Raw genomic sequence first — 21,164 nt, 5'->3', positions numbered from 1 at the left:
TCCCAGGGCACTCGTGTAAGTACATGAGTATGCCGGGATGCTTCTTTTCTCTTTTCTCACCTCCCCTTTTTCCATGAAAAGATTCTGGACCCTGTGTGCCGCCTTGCTGAGCGCGGTAACGATGGCCTCGGCGCAATCGACGATGAGCTGCTGCACCAAACCCGCCACCGGCCAGGCTGCCACCGAGGTATTTGCCATGCTGGCTTCCAATGAGGATTTCTCGGGCGGCCACGATGCTCCGCTGCCCTTCACCTACGCCGGCGAGGGTGGCATGATTGAGTTCAAAACCACCGACGGCCAGATGGGCAAAGCCTTCGAAATCAAAAGCAAAACCAAGTCGGATAAGTATCTGCTGGTGATTCATGAGTGGTGGGGCCTCAACGACTACATCAAGCAGGAAGCCGCCCGCTTCGCCCAGGAGCTGCCCGGCGTGAACGTGCTGGCCCTCGACCTCTACGACGGCCAGATTGCCACCGACGCCGACCAGGCCGGCAAATTGATGCAGGGCGTGAAAACCGAGCGGGCCCAGGCCATCATCAACGGTGCCCTCGCCTACGCCGGCCCCAACGCCAAAATCGGCAGCATCGGCTGGTGCTTCGGCGGCGGCTGGAGCATCCAGACGGCCCTGCTGGCCGGTCCCAAAGCCAAAGCCTGCGTGGCCTACTACGGCATGCCCGAGAAGGACGTAGCCAAGCTCAAGACGCTGAACACCGACGTGCTGTTCGTCTTCGCCAAGCAGGATAAGTGGATCAACCAGGAAGTGGTAGACCAGTTCCGCAAGGATATGGCCGCCGCCAAAAAAGGCCTCACGGTGAAAACCTACGATGCCGACCACGCCTTCGCCAACCCTTCCAACCCCAAGTACAACAAGCAGTTCGCCGCCGACGCCCACGCCGCCTCGGTTGCCTACCTGAAGAAGAACCTGAAGGTGAAATAGCGTTCCGCAGTAGCGCAAACAGCAAAGTTTGCGCTACTGACCACACCAACGAAAAGAGGCAGCCCGTCCGGGTTGCCTCTTTTTTTATGGTAGCACAAACGGCTGTAGAGACGCGACACTTCGCGTCTCCCGCCAGAACAGCCAGAACCGCGCCACCGGCACAACGTCAGCACACGTCGGCATGTATTGCCCAAACGACTTGCAGACCTGAATAACGTCAGCACGCGCCGAGACGCGAAGTATCGCGTCTCTACAGTCGTCCGGAATTTCCCCAATGGAAGGAAGCTGCTACCTTATAGCTCCCAACAAGTCACACGTCATGTCTACCGCCTTCGTTTCCCCGGTTCAGCAACTGCTGAACGAGTATGCCGAAAGCCACCAGAACCCTACCAACAAGCTGGTGCATTGGGTGTGCGTGCCGCTGATTATGTTCGCCATTCTGGGGTTGCTATGGTCGGTACCGGTGCCGGCGGTGGTAAGTGCCGTTAGTCCGTGGCTGAACTGGGGCACGGTGGTGATGGTGCTGGCCCTCGGGTACTATGTGCGCCTGAGTTCCCGGCTGGCGGTGGGCATGCTGCTGGTATGGCTGCTGATGGCACTGACACTGCGCGTGGTGCAAGCTCAGGCGGCCCTACCACTCTGGGCCATATGTCTGATTATTTTTGTGCTGGCCTGGATTGGGCAGTTCTGGGGCCATAAGGTAGAGGGCAAAAAGCCCAGCTTCCTCAAAGACCTGCAGTTCCTGCTCATCGGCCCGCTGTGGCTGCTTCATTTCATCTACCGCCGGCTGGGCTGGCAGTATTGATGGGTTATGGAAAAAATGAAGCGTCATGCTTCGGCTGCGCCTCTGCATGACGTTTCACTTTGTCTATCACCGCAGCTTATTCCAGCAGCCGTGCCTGCAACTGGGCCAGGCTTTCGGGGAGTTGTTGCATGTCGGTGAGTACGAAGTAGAGGTCCTGGAATTTATCCTTCTCGAAGGGGGTATCCAACACGCCGTCGAGGGTGAAAGGCAGGCGGGTGGGCGCGTCGCTGAGGCTGAACTTTACCTCGCCGTGCGACGACAAAAGCCCGGCCCCGTAAATGCGCAGCCCGTCAGGCTGCTGAATCAGGCCGAACTCGGCCGTGAACCAGTACAGGCGCGTGAACTGCTCCAGCGTGCCGGGCCAGCGCTGGCCGTGGTGCACGGCCGCCGCACCCAGCGTCTGCAGAAAATCAGCGAAACCATCATCCGTCAGCAGCGGCACGTGGCCGAATACGTCGTGGAACATATCGGGCTCCTCGAGGTAGTCGAGCTGCTCGAGGGTGCGCAGCCAGGTGGTGGCGGGAAACTTGCGGTCGGCCAACAGCTGGAAGAACACGGCGTCGTCCACGATGCCGGGCACTACTACCAGCTCCCAGCCGGTCAGCTCCCGTAGGCGGGGGTTCACCTCCCGAAAATCGGGGATGGCGTCGCGGGTGAAGCCCACGCGCCGCACGCCTTCCAGAAACGCCTCGGCGGCGCGGCCGGGCAGCAGGGCCATCTGGCGGTCGAAGAGCAGTTGCCACACGTGCTGGTCGGCGGCAGTGTAATCGGCATATACCTGGGTAAGCAGCGGCAGGGCAACGGGAGCAACGGGGGCGGCAGAAACAGACTGCATAACGAAAACGGAAATGGTGGAAAAAGAAAAGCCTGCCTCCGCAGAGAGCGGAAGCAGGCTTGAAAAGACGTTGGGAGGATGATGGGCTAGTCTCAGGTCCTCGCATACGCCGCGGCCGCTCCGCTCCGAAGGGGAGCGTAATAGGTAGCAGCGTAATAATAGCGGGACGTGAACAGCAGCATGTGCGGCAAAGGTAAGAGAGTTTTTGAATTACGTGGATTTCACGCTGTCATCCTGAGCGGAGCGAAGGACCTTATTACGTTGCAACGACTCGTGCTGATGTGACAAGGTCCTTCGCTCAGGATGACAGCTTGGCTACTCCACCGGCTGCAGCTCCCAGCCCGACGACAGCAGGGCGGCCAGTTCGGCTACGCTTTCGGTGAGCTGGTCCCAGCTGGTGAGCACGAAGTATTGGTCCTGCAGGTGCGCCTCGCTGTAAGGCGTGTGCAGCACGGTGGCCAGGTCGAAGGGAAAGCGGCGCGACACGTCACCGATGCAGTGGTGGATTTCGCCCGACGACGAGAGCAGGCCGGCCCCGTACATGCGCGTCTGGCCGTGCTCCTCCACCAGCCCGAACTGCACCGTGAAGCCGTAAAGCCGCTCGAGACGGGCCAGGGCCACGGCATCGTCGAGGTGCTGGGCGGCTACCTGGCCCAGGAAGTGCAGGAAATCGGCGAAGGCCTGGTCCATGAGCAAGGGAACGTGGCCAAACACGCCGTGAAACAGGTCGGGCTCCTCGATGAAATCGAACTGCGCCATACTCCGGATCCAGACGGTAGCCGGGAATTTGCGCTGGGCCAGCAACCCAAAGAACTCGGCATCATTGAGCATACCCTGCACTGGTTCCAGCTGCCAGCCAGTAGCTTTCTGCAGACGCTGGCTTACTTCCTGGAAGTTAGGAATGGCATTGCGGTGGAAGCCCACGGCCTCCAGCCCCCGGCCAAATGCCGAGCAGGCCCGCTTATGCAGCAAGGCCGTCTGGCGGTCAAACAATACCTTCCATACCAGCTGATCCTGCGTGGTGTACCGGTCGTAGTGTTGCTGTATCATATGCGTACAGGGCAGAAAAAAGCCCGGCTCCTGGCGGGAGTCGGGCTCTTAAGTGGATTTCAGAGAAGGAGAAGCATGCTGTGTTCTACCTTTCGTACCCGCAAAAGCGCCCGACCTCGTCCTGGACAGGACGATTAATGGTCATAAAGCGTTTCGCGTTTAGGGTCAGCATGATGATGCAAATATAGAAGACTTCTGGAATAAACAAATTTTCAGCAGCCTTATTATTCAACCCCTCTTGACAACAATATCTATCATTCATGAACAAACAGCCTATAATTTATGGGTCTTTTTTGAAATAACAGCCTAATTTTACACTTCACCCCCTTCATATTGACAGTACCTAGCTGCTGAGGCTTTATGAATCAGCTATCAGACAGGGTATTCAGTTATGGCTTGCCGTTGGGCTCGTAAGTCATGCTCAGTCGGGTGTCGCCGGTAATTTTGAGGTCTATTCTAGCCTGCTGGGCTGATGGGTTGAGCAGCAGCGCCGTGGAGCCGGCCATAAACCGTAGCGTACCCCGCTCGCCGGGCGCCAGCGTCGTCTTGCCGAAGATACCGCCGCCCCGGGGCCGCTCCTTAAACTCGACGGGTACTTTGCCCACGTTGTGGGCCTCTACTTTGAAGCCACCCAGCTGGCCGCCGCCCAACGCAAACTGCTTACCCGGCTCAATGAGCAGATTGGAGGTGATTCCCGCCCAGCAGGCCGTAGCGAGCAGGAGCAGAAAAGCGAAAATGGCAATAGCGGCCGAACGTGGGGCAAGGGAAATACGCATGACAAGTGGGACTTGAAGTGAAACGATGTCCCAAAGAAACTGCCCCCGCTGCCGCCAAACGCCCTAGTTTACAGCCTGGGACGCCTCAACTTATAGTTTGACACTGGGCAGGCGTAGGGATGCAACGCTCCGCGTCTCGCCGCTGCTGAATTTGTTTGCTTGGCGCGGTTCCGGGTCGTTCAAAGCCGACACTCCAACTATTGCGTCTCTACAACGTGCTGCTGGTACAGGGCCGGCCGTTCAACGAGGAAACGCGAAGTGTCGCGTCTCTACAGCTGCCGGGCAGCTTCGCTGGGCGTCTGGCCGCGGAGCTTTTTGAAGACGCGGTTGAAGGTGGACTTGGAGTTGAAGCCGGCCTCCAGGGCCACCGCCAGTAGCGTGTAGTGCCGGAACTGCGGGTCGCGGAGGCGGCGCTCGGCCTCGCGCACCCGGTACTCGTTTACGAAGTCGTTGAAGTTCTGGCCGCAGCCGGAGTTGATGACCCGCGACAGCCAGGACGTGTTGGTGCGCAGCTGGGCGGCCAGCTCGCCCAGCGTCAGCTCGGGCTCCAGGTAGGGCCGGGCTGCCTGCATGTGGGCCAGCAGCCGGGCCGTCCAGCGGGCCAATTCCGCGTCGGGCTCGGCGGGGGCTGGTTCGGCTGGCACCTGGACCGGGACATCGACCACCAACGGCACGGTGGCAGCCGCTGCGGCTGACGAGACAGGTACTTCAGGCAGATTGGGAACCGTAGCGGCAACTGGTCTTTCATCTGCCGCTGGTGCAACGGTACTAGGCGCTTCGGCAGCTTCTACCCTGGATGGTAAGATTACCGACGAAACCTCGGCGGCGGGGGCCGGCTGGAAGCGCAAGGCGGCCAGGCGGTAACCCGTCAGCAGGCCCGAGATGCTGAGGTAGTAGATTAGCAGGCCGGTAAACAGGTAGTCGTACCAGTTCTGCACGTAGTTCAGGGGCACAACGAAGAAGTTAATCAGGCCGAATACCAGCGTGACGCCGGTGCCCACCACCACGGCCATCAGTACGTTGCGCAGCCACCGAAACCGGAGCTGCTCGGTATCGGAGAAGTTGTCGTTGAGGTAGCGGGCGTAGGCGCGGTAGGCGCGCAGGGTGTGCACCGCGTAGGCCAGCACCGAGAGGTAGCCCAGCGTATCGGCCAGCAGCCCGATGGGCTGGTAGTCGGCCCAGTTGGCCAGGGGCCTTTGGTGCCGAAGTGGGCGGGCAGCGGCCGGCCCTGCACCCCATGCCACCACCCTATATCATAGCCGAACACTACCAGCAGCCACGCCCCGAAGGCCAGCGCAGGCGCGAAGTGCCACCAGTGTTGCCGCTGCAGCCGAAACTCCTGGTTGGTGAGGCTGCGGAAGTAGAAGTACAGCGCGGGCCCCACCGCCAGCCAGTTGCTGAACGGCCAGTAGAACATAAACGTCGTGCGGGCGTCGTGCGAGTCGTACCAGCCGGCAAAGCCCAGCATCCATTGGGCCAGCCGCATGGCAAACAGCAGCAGCAGCAGCGCCAGCCAGCCATCGGCCGCCGTATCCTCGCGCCGCCGCCGCGCCCACAGCACCGCCGCCACAATGACGCCTTGCAGGAAAAACGGCAGCAGCAAGCCGCTGTACAGGTTGAAGCCGAAGAACATACCGGCAAGGTAACAGTAGATCGGACTTCCGCTATGTTTAAGAAGGTAGTTCCCCTCCTTGGAAAGGAGGGGCTAGGGTGGTTGACCTTGCGTTAGAACGGTTTATAGAACTAGCTCTAGCAGCGTTCTAACGTTCATCAACCACCCTAGCCCCTCCTTTCCAAGGAGGGGAACTAGCTTTTAGTTTACCTTCTACTCCAGCTCCTGGCGCAGGTCGTACACTTTGCGCAGGTTGCGGATCAGGCGCTCCGACTCGGCGAAATTCAGGGTTTGGGCACCGTCGGAGGCGGCTTCTTCGGGCTTCTCGTGGGCTTCGTAGATGATGCCGTCGGCGCCGGCCATGACGCCGGCCAGGGCCATCGTGGGCACGTACTCGCGGATGCCGATGCCGTGCGAGGGGTCCACGATGACGGGCAGGTGGGTTTTCTCCTTCAGGATGGGCACGGCGTTCAAATCCAGCGTGTTGCGCGAGGCGGTTTCGAAGGTCCGGATGCCCCGCTCGCAGAGAATCAGCTTTTCATTGCCGCCCGAAAACACGTACTCGGCCGACGACAGCAGCTCCTCAATAGTGCCCGAAATGCCGCGCTTGATCATCACCGGCTTATCCACGCCGCCCAGGGCATCGAGCAGGTTGAAATTCTGGGTGTTGCGCGCGCCCACCTGGAACACGTCCACGTAATCGTGCATTTCCTCCACCTGCGACACCTGCATTACCTCGGTCACAATCTTGATGCCCCGCTCCCGGGCCATGCGGTGGAAGTCTTTCAGGCCTTCCATGCCCAGCCCGCGGAAGGCGTACGGCGACGAGCGGGGCTTGAACACGCCCCCGCGCATGATGCGCACGTCGTTGTCCACGAGGTGCTGCATAATCAGCTCCATCTGCTTCTCGCTCTCGATGCTGCACGGGCCGGCGGCCAGTGTGAGCGAGCCTTCCCCGATGCGCACCCCGTCGCCGAGGTCGAGCACCGTAGGGCGCACGCGCCACTTGCGGCTCACCAGCTTATAGTCGTCGGAAACCCGATGGATGTCGAGGATGCCGGGCAATTGGCCGATGGTGCGCAGATCCACATCGGCCTTGCCGATGGCCACCAGGTAGTGGGCGCGCTGGGTTTTCACCTCCGTGGCCTTGTATTTCAGCTCCTGAATGCGGGCTTCAATGGCGGCCTTATCGGCTTCGGTGATGTGAGGGTCGAGTTGGATGATCATGTTCTTTCGGGGTTTCCGCAGAGGACGCAGAGGGTTTCGCAGAGGGCGCAGAAGAACGACCTCCGCGTCCTCTGCGGAAACCTCTGCGTCCTCTGCGGGAAACGTTAGTTGAGTACAGAAGAAACAAACCGCTTCGCCGCGGCCGGAGCATCGTCCACGCCTTCCAGGGCCCGGATCAGGGCGGAGCCGATGATGGCGCCCTCGGCGTATTGGCAGGCGTTCTTGAATGAGGTTTTGTCGCCGATGCCGAAGCCGATGAGGCGGGGGTTGCGCAGGTTCATGGCCTCGATTCGCTGGAAATAGGCTTCCTGTACGCCCTCGGCCTGGGTGTTGGCCCCGCCCGTGGTGCCGGGTCCCGACACGAGGTACAGGAACGAATCCGTCAGCTCGTCGATGCGTCGAATGCGCTCCGGGGCGGTTTGCGGGGTGATGAGGAACACCGGCCGCAGGTTGTGGCGGCGGAAGATATCCTGGTACTCGGCCACGTAATCGTCGAGGGGCAGGTCGGGCAGGATGATGCCGTCGGCCCCGGCGGCGGCGGCTTCGCGGCAGAAGTTGTCTACCCCGAACTGCATCACCGGGTTAAGGTAGCCCATCAGCAGAATCGGCGTTTCGGGCACTTCCAGGCGGATATCCTTTAGTTGCTCGAACAGCACCCGCAGGTTCATGCCATTGGCCAGGGCCACGGTGCTGCTGGCCTGAATCACCGGCCCATCGGCCAGCGGATCCGAAAACGGCATCCCGATTTCGATGAGGTCGGCCCCGGCTTCGCTCAAGGCTTTGATCAGCGGTACGGTGTCGTGCAGGCGCGGGTAGCCGGCCGTGAAGTACATGTTCAGCAGGTTCTTCTGCTTTTTATCGAAGGCGTCTTTTATTCGGTTGGTCATGTCACGTGATATTGTCTGTCATGCTGAGCGAAGGCGGAGCCGCAGTCGAAGCATCTCTACCGCTTGGTCTACAAGTAGAAATTAGCCAGAGGTAGAGATGCTTCGACAAGCGGACGCCAGATCAAGCATGACAATGCCATTGCCTTACATAATAGCGTCAGCGTACTTGATGTAGGTTTCCAGGTCCTTGTCGCCGCGGCCGGAGAGGTTGATGACCACCACGTCGTCGGGGCCGGCGCCGAGCTGGTCGAGGGCGGCCAGGGCGTGGGCGGTTTCCAGGGCCGGGATGATGCCTTCGAGGCGGCTGCATTCGGCCACGGCTTTCAGGGCCGCTTCGTCTTCGATGCTGATGAAGCGGGCGCGCTTAGAATCGGCCAGGAAGGCGTGCAGCGGGCCGATGCCGGGGTAATCGAGGCCCGCGGAAATAGAGTAGGGCTCGGTAATCTGGCCGTCCTCATCCTGCATCAGCAGCGTGCGGCTGCCGTGAATGATGCCCGGCGTACCCAGCACCGACGTGGCGGCCGAGTGCCCCGAGTGCACGCCGTGGCCGGCGGCTTCCACGGCCACCAACTGCACCGAGGGCTCCTCCAGGAAGTGGTAGAACGCGCCGGCCGCGTTAGAGCCGCCGCCCACGCAAGCCACCACGTAGTTGGGCAGCTCAGAGCCGGTTTTCTCCAGCAGCTGCTGGCGCATTTCCTCGCTGATAACGGCCTGCAGACGCGCCACCAGATCGGGGTACGGGTGCGGGCCCACCACCGAGCCGATGATGTAGTGCGTATCCACGGGGTTGCTGATCCAGTCGCGGATGGCCTCGTTGGTGGCATCCTTGAGGGTGCGGCTGCCGCTCATGGCCGCCCGCACCTCGGCCCCCAGCAGGCGCATGCGGTACACGTTGGGCTTCTGCCGCTCCATGTCGATTTCGCCCATGTACACGATGCACTCCATGCCCATCAGGGCGCACACCGTGGCGGTGGCCACGCCGTGCTGGCCGGCGCCGGTTTCGGCAATGATGCGCGTTTTGCCCAGGCGCTTGGCCAGCAGAATCTGCCCCACGGTATTGTTCACCTTATGGGCACCGGTGTGGCAGAGGTCCTCGCGCTTGAGGTAAATGCGGGTGTTATACTTCTCCGACAGCCGCTTGGCCTCAAACAGCGGCGTGGGCCGGCCCACGTAGTCGCGTAGCAGCTGCTGGTACTGCTGCTGGAACTCCGGCTCGGCCATGATGCTCAGGTACTGCTGGCGCAGCTCCTCCACGTTGGGGTAGAGCATTTCGGGAATGAACGCGCCCCCAAACTGGCCGTAGTAGCCGCGCTCCGTGGGTTGTTGGTAGGTTGGTTTCATGATGGTTTCTCGCAGGGTCTCGGGGTGGGTGGCGCAGGGTCTCGCGGTGGATTACCCCGCGAAATCAGACGCAAAAAAGAGTTCTTATAACAAGTCGTTGGTCATGACTTCCGACAACGGCAGCTTCCGGGTTTCCAGGCCATGTTCGGCCAGCCAGTCCAGGTAGCGCTGCACCCTGGCGGGGCTCATGTGGCCCCAGCCGGGGCCGCTGCCGTAGTATTCTGCCGTGTACTGCTGGCTTTCGAGCAGGAAACTGGGGTTGCGGTCTGGGGCCGGCACCAGCTTTTGCAGCAGCGCCACCGCCTTCTCCGGGTGGTCTTTGGCGTGCAGGAAGCCCTGCCCGGACACCCGCAGAAACTTCCGGTAGGCCTCCCCGTTTTCCAGCACCCGCTTTTCCGACGCCATGATGACGGGCGAATAGCCGTACGGAATCCCATAATCGGCCAGGCGGAAGCTGGTCAGCTCCACGCCCTGCTGCCGGGCCTGTACGCCTTCCCAGTTATCGAAAATCCAGGTGGCGTCGGCCTGCTGCTGCAGCAGCGTGTTCCAGATGCCTAGCTTCTCGGGGTAGGTAATGGTCAGCGGGCTGGTAGCACCGTCGTTTTCCAGCATCTTCGCCACTATCTGGTCCTCGTAACGGGCTTGGTACGAGGCGTAGACTTTGCCGGCCAAATCTTTGGGCGACTGAACATCCGGGCGCTTGAGCGTGACGATGCTGCTCAGGTCTTCCGTGAGCAGGGCGGCCACGGCTATGGCATCGAACGGCCGGGCCTTGGTGCGGTAGCTGATGATGCTTTCCAGCGGGCAAAGCGCAAAATCGGCTTGGCCCAGCTCTACCTTCTTGGCCGGAGTCAGGGCGTAGTTGTCGGCCTCCGGGGTCAGCAGCTCCACCTCCAGCCCGTGCTGCGCGTACCAGCCCAGCTCCTGGGCCACCACGAAGCCCGTGTGGTTAGTGTTTACCGTCCAGTCCAGCGCAATCTTTATTTCTCTCATAGCTTTTGTATAACCACGTTTACTGCGGTCTGCCTGTGTATGATGCTGGCTTGTTACGCTTTCAACGCCTGAAAAAAAGCCTCCAGCCGGCCGGCATCCTTGGTACCCGGGGCGGTTTCGAAGCGGCTGTTCAGGTCCAGGGCAAACAGCCCGGGCAACTGAAGGTTCCGCAACGCCGCCGCGTGCTCCGGCCCGATGCCGCCGGCCAGAAAGTACGGCACCGGCAGGTTGTAGTCCTGCAGCAGCGTCCAGTCGAAGGCGGTGCCGTTGCCGCCGGGCTGGGGGCCGGCCGTGTCGAAGAGGAAATAGTCCACACTGCCCACGTAGGGCTGGAGCTGGGCGAAGTCGAACCCCTCGCCCACCGCAAATGCCTTCACCACCGGCACGCCGCCGGCCCGCACCGCGGCGCAGGTGTCGGGCGTTTCATGGCCGTGGAGCTGGGCCAGCTGCAAATCAAACTCCCGCACCCGCGCCAACACTGTAGCCGCGTCGTCATCCACGAACACGCCCACCTTACGGATGGCTGCCGGCAACGCCCGCACCGCCGCCGCCGGCAGCCGCTCCCCCACGTACCGCTTCGACTTCGGGTAGAAGATGAACCCCAGAAAATCGGGCTGCAGCGCCGCCACCGCCCGCAGGCTGTCGGCATCGGCCATCCCGCAGACTTTGAGGTGAGGTTGAGTTGACATCAGGTTGAAAGGTGCTCTAGCTATAGTTCGCCTCACCCCCTAGCCCCCTCTCCGAAAAGGAGAGGGGGAACTAGAGCTAGAAACAACTGAACTAGTCTGTTAAAATTTTAAAAATCTAGGCTAGTCCCCCCTCTCCTTTTCGAAGAGGGGGCTAGGGGGTGAGGCGAACTACAACAACGTCACCGCCTCCGTAGCGCGGAGCTGCTGCACCAAGGCGGCGCAGGCTTTTTCGGGGCGGGAGTGGCGCATGAAGGATTCGCCCATCAGGAAGCCGCGGTAGCCCACGGCGCGCAGGGCTTCGATGTCGGCGGCGGTGCTCAGGCCGCTTTCCGTCACCTTCACGTACTCGTCGGGGATGCGCTGGGCCAGTTCGCCGGACGTGTCGAGGCTGACCGAGAAGTCGTGCAGGTTGCGGTTGTTCACGCCTACCAGGCTCACGGCGTCGGGGTGCAGGGTCTTGTCCAGTTCCTCGGCGTTGTGGATTTCGAGCAGCACTTCCATCCCCAGGCTTTTGGCCAACCGACCCAGGCGCAGCACTTCCTCGCCGCTGAGCACGGCCGCAATCAGTAGCACGGCGTCGGCGCCGATGCTCTTGGCTTCCAGAATCTGGTATTCATCCACCACAAAATCCTTGCGCAGGATGGGGCAGAAATTGAAGCGCCGGGCCGTAATCAGGTCTTCGTTCTTGCCGCCGAAAAACTCCGAATCCGTGAGTACCGACAGCGCCGAGGCTCCGGCCTGCATGTAGCCCAGCGTGGTGCGCTCCACCGGGGCGTGGGCGTTGATGATGCCCTTGCTGGGCGACTTGCGCTTGAACTCGGCAATGATACCGCTCAAGTCGTCGCGCAGCAGGTAGCGGCGCAAACTCAGCGGCTGGGCCGACATATATTGGCTTTGCTCCAGCAGTTTCACCGGCACCAGGCTCTGGCGGGTGGCTACTTCCTGGCGCTTATGAGCAATGATGGTATCGAGAATGGTCATGAGGTTTTGCGTGTAGCGCGAAGCCTTTGCTTCGCGTTTCCTTGAACGAAATCAGTGAGTAACAAATGGGCGCTCGGTGTGGCTGATACGCGAAGCCAAGGCTTCGCGCTACTGCGCTGCCACCAGCTCCCGCAATGCCTGGCGGGCGCGGCCGGAATCCAGCGACTCGCGGGCGGCGGCCAGGCTGTCGGCGAAGCTGAAGGCGGGCTCCAGGCAGCCGATGGCCAGAGCCGCGTTGGCCGTTACCACGTCGCGCTGGGCGCGGGTGCCCTGACCGTCCAGCACCGCCAGAAACAGCCGGGCCGATTCGGCGGGCGTTCTGCCCCCGGCCAACTCCGCCGGCGTGGTAGTGGTCAGGCCCAAATCAGCCGCCGATACCAGCTGTTCGCCCTCGGGCGTGGCCAGCTTGGCGGCGGCCGTCAGCGAGAGTTCATCGTAGCCATCCAAAGCGTGCACCACGGCGTAGCGGGTATCCGTTTGCTGGAGCAGGTAGTGGTAGAGGCGCAGCAGCTCCAGGCTGAAGGTACCGGCCACCTGATACTTCGGGCGGGCGGGGTTCACCAGCGGCCCCAGAATGTTGAAGAACGTGCGCACCCCCAGTTCCCGGCGCACCGGCCCGGCGTGGCGCATAGCCGGGTGGAAGGCCGGCGCGTGCAGAAAACAGATGCCGGCCCGCTCCAGCTGCCGCCGCAGCACGTCGTTGCTTACCCCGAACTCCACCCCCAGCTGCTGCAACACGTCCGATGAACCACAGGCCGACGACACCCCGATGTTGCCGTGCTTGGTAACCTTGTAGCCGGCCCCGGCCACCACAAAACAGGCCAGCGTACTAATGTTGAGCGTGTCTTTGCCGTCGCCGCCGGTGCCCACAATATCTACCGTATCGTGCGTGCCCAGCTCGGGGCTGCGGCTGAGGCTCAGCAGCGCCTCGCGAAAACCGGCCAGCTCGGGTACCGAAATGGGCCGCATGCGGTACACGGCCATAAACGCCGCCATTTCAGCCGGGTTGGCCTCCCCCTGCCCGATGCGCAGCATGGCCTCCCGGGCCTCGGCGTGGTTCAGCAGCTGCTGCTCCAGTAGTTTGTTCAGAATCTGTTTCACAAGTGAATCGCAGATGATGCGGATTAGAAGGATTTTGCTGATGGATGTTTCTGTGTCATGCTGAGCGGAGCCGGAGGCGAAGTCGAAGCATCTCTACCGCTTCGTTGTAGTGCCAGTTGATTAGTCAGAGGTAGAGATGCTTCGGCTTCGCTCAGCATAACGTTCTACTTCAGCTCAGCCAGTTGCGCAGCATCTGGTGGCCGTGCTCCGTCAGAATCGACTCGGGGTGGAACTGCACGCCGCGCACGTCGTAGGTGCGGTGGCGGAAGGCCAGTACTTCGCCATCGGCGTCGCGGGCGGTTACTTCCAGCTCGGCGGGCACGCTTTCGGGCCGCACGCTCCAGCTGTGGTACCGCCCCACTTTAAAGGTATCGGGCAGGCCCGCGAACAGCTTATCGGGGGCCGCGAGGTGGGCGTCGGTGGCCAGGCCGTGCAGCACCGTGGGCAAGTTGTACAGCTCGCCGCCAAAACTCTCCGCCAACCCCTGGTGGCCCAGGCACACACCCAGAATCCGCTTGGTGGGCGCGTAGCGGCGGATGATTTCGGGCATCAGGCCTGCTTCCGACGGCACACCGGGGCCGGGCGACAGGAGCACCGCGTCGTAGGCAGCCACGTCGTCCACCCGCAGCTTATCGTTGCGAATCACGGTTACGTTGCTGGTGTGCCCCAACTCCCGCAGCACCTGTACCAGGTTGTAGGTGAAGGAGTCGTAGTTGTCGAGAACGAGAATATTCATGGGGTTCGGCCATTGGGCCTGATGGTTCCCGGGCTGAAACCCGGGGCTGGTAAATGACTTCGGATAAGGAGTGGCTCCGTAGCCCCGGGCTTTAGCCCGGCGGCGGCCGCCGGTGCTACACCTGCTCGGCTTCCTGCAGGGCTTTGCGCAGGGCCGCCAGCTTGTGGTGCACTTCATTCAGCTCCGAATCCAGGTTGGAGGCGGCCACCACGCCGGCCCCGGCCTGGAAGTACAGCTGCCCCCCGGTGCTCAGCATCGAGCGAATCATGATGGCGTGGTTGAAGTCGCCGTTGAAGCCCAGGTAGCCGATGGCCCCGCCGTAGTAGCCGCGGGCCGTGGGTTCCAGCTCGTCGATGAGCTGCATGGCCCGGTGCTTGGGCGCGCCCGAGAGCGTACCGGCCGGGAAAGTATCGGCCACCACCTGCAGCGGGCTGGCCGTGGGCGCCAGCCGGGCCGTTACTTCGCTTACCAGGTGAATTACGTGGGAGTAAAACTGTATCTCCCGGAACACCTTCACCTGCACGTCGTCGCCGTGGCGGGCCAGGTCGTTGCGGGCCAAATCCACCAGCATCACGTGCTCGGCGTTTTCCTTGGGGTCGTCGGCCAGCTTCTGGGCCAGGGCCGCATCTTCGGCGTCGTGGCCGGTGCGGCGGAACGTGCCGGCAATGGGGTACAGGCTGGCCTGGCGGTTTTTAATGAGCAACTGGGTTTCGGGCGAGGAGCCGAAGATTTTGAACGAGCCGTAATCGAAGTAAAACAGGTACGGCGAGGGGTTGATGGAGCGCAGCGCCCGGTACACATTGAACTCGTCGCCGCTGAACCCCTGCTGGAACCGCCGCGACAATACAATCTGGAACACATTGCCGCGCCGGCAGTGCTGCTGGCCAGCCGTGAGCACCCGCATAAACTCTTCGTCGGTTTGGTTGGTGCCCTCCTCTCCCACCCGCTGGAATTTAAAATCAGGCAACGAAGGGTTCCGGATCAGGTTAACCAGCCGCGTCAGGCCACTGTTTTCCTCCGGCTCCCCCGCTAGTGTGTGCTCAAATACAAAGAGCTCGTTGCGGAAGTGGTTGATGGCAATAACATAGCGGTACGTGCAATACAGAATGTCCGGAATTTCGCCGGCTGGCTGCTTTTGCGGGTCCAAGGTAAGCTCTTCAAACGCTTGTACCGCTTCATACCCCATATACCCAAATAGGCCGCCGGTAATAAAGTCATGGCCGGTGGGCTCGGTCTGGAAAGCGGCCGCAAACTCCTGCAGCCTAGCCAAAGCATCACGGGAGTCCGCCAGGGTTTCCTCCTGCTGGGTTTCGTCGGGTAGTTCCAGGGTCAGCTCTTTGCCCCGTAGCTCAAACCGGGCCAACGGGTCGAAGGCCAAATAGCTGAAGGCGTTTTGCTGGCCGTGGTAGTCGGAGCTTTCCAGCAGCAGGCAATTAGGGTACCGGTCGCGCAGGCGCAGGTACAGGCCCACGGGCGTCACGGTATCGGCCAGAACGCGCAGGAAGCGGGTGGTGAGCTGGAAGGTTTGCATAAACGGAGCTGGTTGTGTTGATAGAGGAAGGGCCAGCACCGGGCACAAAAAAAGCCCGGCTGGTCGGCCGGGCTTTTGAGCTGTTGCGAAGAAAGTAGTTCGATACCTTAACGCACGCACAGGCTGTCCCGTCCGGATTCTCCGTAGGGCCACCACCATGCTTGCAGGTTCATCGAAAGGGTCATTGCCGAAAATCAGTTTGGGGCGTTGAACGGTGCAAAGGTACGCCGGGTTGTGAAACTTGCAACCAACGCCCGCTTTTTTTACGATTTACTCTTTCACCAGAATCTGGGAACCTCGGCGGGCACCGGCGGTGAGCAGCAGCTGGTACGTTCCTTTGGCCAGTCCACTGATGTTGAGCATGGCTCCCGCCTTTACTTTTTCCCGCAGCACACTGCGGCCAGCCATATCCAGTACTTCTGCCCGGGCTTCCCGCACATCGGCGGGCAACTGTACCGTCAGCTGGTTTTTGGCCGGGTTGGGATAAGCACTGAATGCCAACACTTGTGCCTTACGCGCACCCGTCACCACGGACGGCTGCAGTAACCACTGGTACGCCGCCGAAAACTCCCGTTTCCAGAACCACTCGGCATGTTGTCCGTCGGCTTTGATGTTGAAGCTCAGGTTAGCCGCCGGCACCCCGCCTTTCGCCAGCGAGTCTCGCATGGCCTGCATCAACGGCACCATGGTCTGGCTTTCCGTGCTGCCGCTTACGAAGTAAAACCGGGTGGCGGGGTTGGCCGGGTGCTGGCGCAGGTACTGAAACAGCGGCTTCTCAGCAAACCAGAACGCCGGCGAAAACACCCCCACTTTGCTGAACACCTGCGGATATTTCAGGGCTGCGTAGGTAGAAATCAGCCCGCCCATGCTGCTGCCCGCAATGCCCGTAAACTCGCGGCCGGTGAGGGTGCGGTAGTTCTGGTCGAGGTAGGGCTTGAGCGTTTGCACCAAAAAGTCCACGTACTGGTCGCCCTGGCCACCACCGTACTGCGGGTTGTTCCAGGGTGAGTACTCGTTGAGGCGGTCGGCACCGCCGTTGTCCACGGCCACCACAATGGAGCCGGTAGCATCCACCCCCTGCTGCTGCAGCTGGCTCAGGGTTTCATCTACCCCCCACTCCCCCGAGAAGCTGGTGCAGGCGTCAAACACGTTCTGGCCATCGTGCATGTACAGTACCGGGTAACGTTTGGTGGTAGCTGTACCATAGTCGTTGGGCAAGTAAATCCAAACCCGGCGTGTACGGTTCAATTGAGGTAGTTGAAACGTAGTGCTGGGTACGCGCACGTTGGGCTGCAATGCCGTACTCTGGCAGCTGTTGCCCCCGCTCCCCAGGTCTTTCCAACCGGCAATCTGCATATCTACGGTGGCTGGCCCGTTGCCAATGGTGTAGCGCCGGTTGCCGATGTCGCTGCCCTGCGCATCTGACTCGACAGTGGCCCAGGAGCCGCGGGTAAATTTGAACTCGATGGCTCCGGTTACGGTAGCCGGCAGGGTGAGTTGATAGGTACCATCGGCGGCCTTGGTGAAAGCATGGGCAGTACTGCCGGGGTTCCAGGTATTGAATGAGCCCGCCATGTACACGGTAGCAGTGGCCGGCGTAGCCGTCGGCACGGCCGTCAGACGGAAAGTGGTTTGTGCTTGGGCTCCGGTTAGCACGCAGCTTAGCACAATGCCATAAACAAAACGCATCATAAGTGAGAGGGAATGAGAATATGCGGGCAAGCTACCAAACAAATGTACAGGTGCTTACTCAGGTTGGCAGGGATGGAGGCTTACTACCTGCCCCAACCAGATTATTGGATAAAGCCAACCTGTATTTTTCCGGGAAAATACACCCCGCACCTAGCTTTGCTCCTAGGACAGCATCAGTAAGTAAGCCCTTACAAGAACCTACCCTCGCATTCACGTCGAAACATAATGATTCTGGAAAATCCTCCTGCTGCTTTCCGCTTCTCATCGACTACATTTTATACAATACAGCGTCTTTCAATAGGTCAATTTTCCATCAACTCTACTAGTTCTTTATTAACTTCCACTGTTACTCTATTTGCCACGGCAGTACCGGACACCGTAGTTGCTCCAGTGGGTTAGGTACGCCCGAAACGCTTCGAATCAATCATTTTATGAGTTTTCTTAGTCAATACACTATCATTTGCCGAGGGTTGGATAAATCAACCACAGAATTGCAGATATTAAAACAAGTAATCCAACAACCACCAAATACATCAACTCAGCATCAATAAAAATCAACTTACGCTCACCACTACTTACTATAGCAACTGGCCTGAACCGGGTGTTTTCTCCCTTTTACATCCCCTTGACGCCCACCTTACCACGTATTGCTCACCCAGTTCCGCGGCTTACGCAGGCCAGTAAATCTCTACTGTAGCGAGCGGGCCGTCGAAAATGCAATTATAACGAAACCTTCTTCCTGCTTGTCAGCCATTGTTTTTATGTAGCCGAACCATTTAACTTGCGCTGTTTCTTCATGATTTGGTGATGTTGAATTCGGGAGATAATCACTGGTGCAGAATGAATCACTCACCAACCCCCACGATTATTCTCCTGGCCTAGGACCACTGAATTCCCACTCCGGTTTGTCCGGAAAAATCCATTTCAACCCCCTAACTCTTTTTCAATGAAACACCCCTATCTAGCGAAACTGGCGCTGCCCCTCCTGTGCGCAGGTGTGAGCGTGAGCAGTGCCTACGCACAGGGAACTGGAACGGTAAGCGGCCGCGTGCTGGACGAGAAAGGCGAAGGCATGCCCGGCGTAACCGTACTTATTGAAGGTACTACCCTTGGCGGCTCCACCAACTCGGACGGCACCTTTTCTATTCAGAATGTACCATCCGGGCCGCATACGCTGGTTATGTCTTTCGTGGGTTACACCACGCAGCGGCAGAGCATATCTGTAACGGCGGGCCAGAATACGGCTGTTTCTAACTTCACCCTCTCGGAAAACACAACGCTGCTGAACGAGGCTGTGGTTATTGGCTATGGTACCCAGCGCAAGCAGGATGTAACGGGCTCCGTGGTTTCCGTTTCAGAAAAGGAATTCGTAAAGGGCCAGGTAACTAACCCCGAGCAACTGGTGCAGGGTAAGATTGCCGGTGTAAGTATTACGACTGGTGGTGGTGCTCCAGGTGCTCCTTCCTCCGTGCGCATCCGGGGTAACTCGTCGCTGAACGCCAATAATGACCCCTTGTATGTTATTGACGGGGTACCGGTTGACAAAGATGGCATTTCGGGTGCTTCTAACCCGCTCACACTCATTAACCCTAATGATATTGAGAGCGTAACGGTTCTGAAGGATGCCTCGGCTACAGCTATCTACGGTAACCGTGCTGCTAACGGGGTAATTCTGGTAACTACTAAGAAAGGAATCCAGGGCGAGAAACTGACAGTAAACCTGTCGTCGCAGACCTCTGTGTCGAAACGCACCAAGACGTATGATGTGCTGAATGCACAGGAGTTTGCCGATATTATCCGGGCCAATGGTTCCGCTTCGCAGATTGCTACTTTGGGCTCCGCTTCAACTGATTGGCAAGACCAAATTTTCCGAACAGCTGCTACCTACGACAATAACATCAGCCTGACCGGTAGTGCCGGCAAGCTGCCATTCCGGGTTTCCTACGGCAATCTGTACCAGGAAGGTATTGTCATCACCAACAAGCTGAAGCGGAACAGCGGCTCGGTAAGCCTGACGCCTATACTGTTTGATGATCACCTGCGCATTGATATTAATGCCAAAGGCACGCAAGTTGATAACCGCTTTATAGATCAGGGGCAGATTGGTAACGCTGTTCTGTTCGACCCCACTCAACCGGTACGCAGTTCTGAATCTCGCTATGCTCCTTACGGCGGGTATTTTCAGTTCCTGCAACCCAACGGCAACCCGCTGGGACAGGCTATCGGTAACCCAGTAGCCGCTCTGGAAAACACTAACAACGTTAGTGAGGTAAAGCGTCTGATTGGCAATGTGCAGTTTGATTATAAAATCCACGGGGTTGAAGGGCTACGGGCTAATCTGAACCTAGCCACGGATATTTCCCGGGGCGAGGGCTCGGCCACTACCAACCCCTTCGATTTTGGCAATTTCAACGCTGATCCGGTTACAAACCCCAACCGGGACCCCAATCTGAGCGGCCGCTACACGCAGTACAACCAGAAGAAGGACATGCGCCTGCTCGAAGCTTATCTGGCGTACGGCAAAAATATTGGCGGTACTCGCTTTGATGTGCAGGCTGGTCACTCCTACCAGGATTTCGTGAATAAAGGAGACAACTTCCTGGCCTACCGTTTCAACCGCACTACCTTAGTTAACCCTACGGATGTGCTCACAGTACCCGGTTACTACTCCAAGTTGGTTCTTCTCTCTTTCTTCGGTCGTGCTACCGTAAACGTGAAGGACCGCTACTTGCTGACGGCGACTCTGCGGAACGACAATACTTCCCGTTTTGCTGATGGCAACCGCAGCGGTATTTTCCCGGCTGTAGGTCTGGGCTGGCGTCTGAAGGGCGAGGACTTCCTGGCCAACAACAATACCATCTCGGAACTGAAACTGCGGGCCGGCTGGGGCCGGACTGGCCAACAGGATATTGGGGGCGTATATGACTACCTCCCCCGGTACGTACTGGGCAACTCTGCCGCACTGTATAATGGTGTTACCACCTTGCGTCCTTCAGGCTACAACCGTGACCTAACCTGGGAAACCACAACTACCTGGAACGTTGGTTTGGATTATGGCTTCTGGGACAACCGGGTATCCGGATCTATCGATGCCTACGAACGGACCTCTGATGACCTGTTGGCATTGGTAAACGTATCGGCCGGTGCTAACCTTACTAACCAGCTTAATGCCAATATTGGCTCGTTGCGCAACCGAGGTCTGGAACTTAACCTCAATGTAGCGCCCGTCCGCTCTCAGGACTGGAACTGGGATGTAAACTTCAACGCCGCCTATAATAAAACTAAAATCACGGAGCTGGGCGACCAGCAGCCCGGTTTTGAAGGCTACCTGACGGGTGGTATTCCCGGTGGTACTGGCAGCACCATCCAGGTTAATACGGTTGGCTACCCGAACAATGCATTTTACGTGCGCCAGCAAGTGTATGGCTCCAACGGCCGCCCGGTTGAAGGTGTGTACGTGGATCGTGATGGCAACGGTGTAATTAATGAGCGGGACAACTACCGTTATAAGCAGCCCGCTCCGCTGGCCGTGCTCGGTTTCTCTTCTAATCTGGCTTACCAGAAAGTAAATCTCTCGTTCCTGCTGCGCGGCAATGTGGGCAACTACGTGTATAACTCCGTAGCGGCAAACTTGGGTAACTTCTCCAACGCTAAGGGCTCAACTAACTACCTGCTGAACCTGCCTTCCAGCATCCGCGACACGGGCTTTAACACGCAGCAACTGTTCTCAGACTACTATTTGGAGAATGGTTCGTTCCTACGGTGTGAGAATATTACGCTGGGCTACAACGTGGGCAAAATTTTTACGGAAAAAGCAAACTTGCGTTTGTCAGCTGCTGTTCAGAATGCATTCCTTATCACCAAATACAACGGACTTGATCCGGAAATTGCTGGTGGTATCGACAACAACTTTTACCCCCGTGCACGCACGTTCACTTTCGGTGTTAACGTAGGTTTCTAATATTCCCACC

Annotated in this window: 18 protein-coding genes; 3 read left to right on the top strand and 15 right to left on the bottom strand. The window is 59.3% G+C overall.

The features are described 5' to 3' along the window. Positions 1 to 73: 73 nt before the first annotated feature. Both ACN19L_RS19770 and ACN19L_RS19765 read left to right on the top strand, forming a co-directional pair. Positions 74 to 937: a dienelactone hydrolase family protein gene (locus tag ACN19L_RS19770; protein ID WP_426491180.1), complete on the top strand. Its 864-nt coding sequence runs from the start codon at positions 74 to 76 to the stop codon at positions 935 to 937. Between the two features lie 319 nt (positions 938 to 1,256). Continuing rightward, complete coding sequence (locus ACN19L_RS19765; RefSeq protein WP_426491179.1) at positions 1,257 to 1,742, top strand: DUF962 domain-containing protein; 486 nt, start codon at positions 1,257 to 1,259, stop codon at positions 1,740 to 1,742. A gap of 76 nt (positions 1,743 to 1,818) precedes the next feature. Here the strand turns inward: ACN19L_RS19765 and phhA are convergent, their stop codons facing one another. From phhA to ACN19L_RS19690, 15 genes are all read right to left on the bottom strand, one after another. Next, positions 1,819 to 2,577: a phenylalanine 4-monooxygenase gene (phhA, locus tag ACN19L_RS19760; RefSeq protein WP_426491178.1), complete on the bottom strand. Its 759-nt coding sequence runs from the start codon at positions 2,575 to 2,577 to the stop codon at positions 1,819 to 1,821. 315 nt (positions 2,578 to 2,892) lie between these two features. Continuing rightward, positions 2,893 to 3,642: a phenylalanine 4-monooxygenase gene (locus ACN19L_RS19755; protein ID WP_426493604.1), complete on the bottom strand. Its 750-nt coding sequence runs from the start codon at positions 3,640 to 3,642 to the stop codon at positions 2,893 to 2,895. Positions 3,643 to 4,016: 374 nt separating this feature from the next. After that, positions 4,017 to 4,403 carry a hypothetical protein gene (locus tag ACN19L_RS19750; protein WP_426491177.1) on the bottom strand — a complete coding sequence of 129 codons (387 nt, stop codon included), beginning with the start codon at positions 4,401 to 4,403 and terminating at the stop codon, positions 4,017 to 4,019. A gap of 269 nt (positions 4,404 to 4,672) precedes the next feature. Beyond that, positions 4,673 to 5,530 (bottom strand): helix-turn-helix domain-containing protein, encoded by an 858-nt coding sequence (locus tag ACN19L_RS19745; protein WP_426491176.1) that lies wholly within the window; start codon positions 5,528 to 5,530, stop codon positions 4,673 to 4,675. Continuing rightward, the gene (locus tag ACN19L_RS19740) at positions 5,416 to 6,036 is read right to left on the bottom strand and encodes a hypothetical protein (RefSeq protein ID WP_426491175.1); all 621 of its coding nucleotides are present in this window, start codon (positions 6,034 to 6,036) and stop codon (positions 5,416 to 5,418) included. The genes ACN19L_RS19745 and ACN19L_RS19740 overlap by 115 nt, the downstream gene beginning before the upstream one ends. A gap of 192 nt (positions 6,037 to 6,228) precedes the next feature. After that, positions 6,229 to 7,242, bottom strand: coding sequence for a 3-deoxy-7-phosphoheptulonate synthase (aroF, locus tag ACN19L_RS19735; protein ID WP_426491174.1), 1,014 nt, complete (start codon positions 7,240 to 7,242; stop codon positions 6,229 to 6,231). 104 nt (positions 7,243 to 7,346) lie between these two features. Further along, complete coding sequence (trpA, locus tag ACN19L_RS19730; protein WP_426491173.1) at positions 7,347 to 8,129, bottom strand: tryptophan synthase subunit alpha; 783 nt, start codon at positions 8,127 to 8,129, stop codon at positions 7,347 to 7,349. Between the two features lie 144 nt (positions 8,130 to 8,273). Then, entirely contained in the window at positions 8,274 to 9,470 is a 1,197-nt protein-coding gene (trpB, locus tag ACN19L_RS19725) for a tryptophan synthase subunit beta (RefSeq protein ID WP_426491172.1), read from the bottom strand. Positions 9,471 to 9,554: 84 nt separating this feature from the next. Further along, a complete protein-coding gene (locus ACN19L_RS19720; RefSeq protein WP_426491171.1) occupies positions 9,555 to 10,463 on the bottom strand; it encodes an ABC transporter substrate-binding protein in 909 nt (302 codons plus the stop codon). A gap of 53 nt (positions 10,464 to 10,516) precedes the next feature. Then, positions 10,517 to 11,152, bottom strand: coding sequence for a phosphoribosylanthranilate isomerase (locus tag ACN19L_RS19715; protein ID WP_426491170.1), 636 nt, complete (start codon positions 11,150 to 11,152; stop codon positions 10,517 to 10,519). Positions 11,153 to 11,320: 168 nt separating this feature from the next. After that, positions 11,321 to 12,133: an indole-3-glycerol phosphate synthase TrpC gene (gene trpC / locus ACN19L_RS19710; protein ID WP_426491169.1), complete on the bottom strand. Its 813-nt coding sequence runs from the start codon at positions 12,131 to 12,133 to the stop codon at positions 11,321 to 11,323. 108 nt (positions 12,134 to 12,241) lie between these two features. After that, the gene (gene trpD, locus ACN19L_RS19705; protein WP_426491168.1) at positions 12,242 to 13,234 is read right to left on the bottom strand and encodes an anthranilate phosphoribosyltransferase; all 993 of its coding nucleotides are present in this window, start codon (positions 13,232 to 13,234) and stop codon (positions 12,242 to 12,244) included. Positions 13,235 to 13,403: 169 nt separating this feature from the next. Next, entirely contained in the window at positions 13,404 to 13,970 is a 567-nt protein-coding gene (locus ACN19L_RS19700) for an anthranilate synthase component II (protein ID WP_426491167.1), read from the bottom strand. Between the two features lie 115 nt (positions 13,971 to 14,085). Next, complete coding sequence (locus ACN19L_RS19695; protein WP_426491166.1) at positions 14,086 to 15,501, bottom strand: anthranilate synthase component I family protein; 1,416 nt, start codon at positions 15,499 to 15,501, stop codon at positions 14,086 to 14,088. A 270-nt stretch (positions 15,502 to 15,771) separates the two neighbouring features. Then, a complete protein-coding gene (locus ACN19L_RS19690; protein ID WP_426491165.1) occupies positions 15,772 to 17,193 on the bottom strand; it encodes an alpha/beta hydrolase-fold protein in 1,422 nt (473 codons plus the stop codon). Positions 17,194 to 18,139: 946 nt separating this feature from the next. On the opposite strand from ACN19L_RS19690, the gene ACN19L_RS19685 reads away from it, so the two are divergent. Further along, positions 18,140 to 21,154, top strand: coding sequence for a SusC/RagA family TonB-linked outer membrane protein (locus tag ACN19L_RS19685; RefSeq protein ID WP_426491164.1), 3,015 nt, complete (start codon positions 18,140 to 18,142; stop codon positions 21,152 to 21,154). Positions 21,155 to 21,164 lie beyond the last annotated feature (10 nt).

This window comes from Hymenobacter sp. 102, from assembly GCF_049949205.1.
GTDB lineage: Bacteria > Bacteroidota > Bacteroidia > Cytophagales > Hymenobacteraceae > Hymenobacter.
This window is presented reverse-complemented; position numbering and strand designations above follow the sequence as displayed.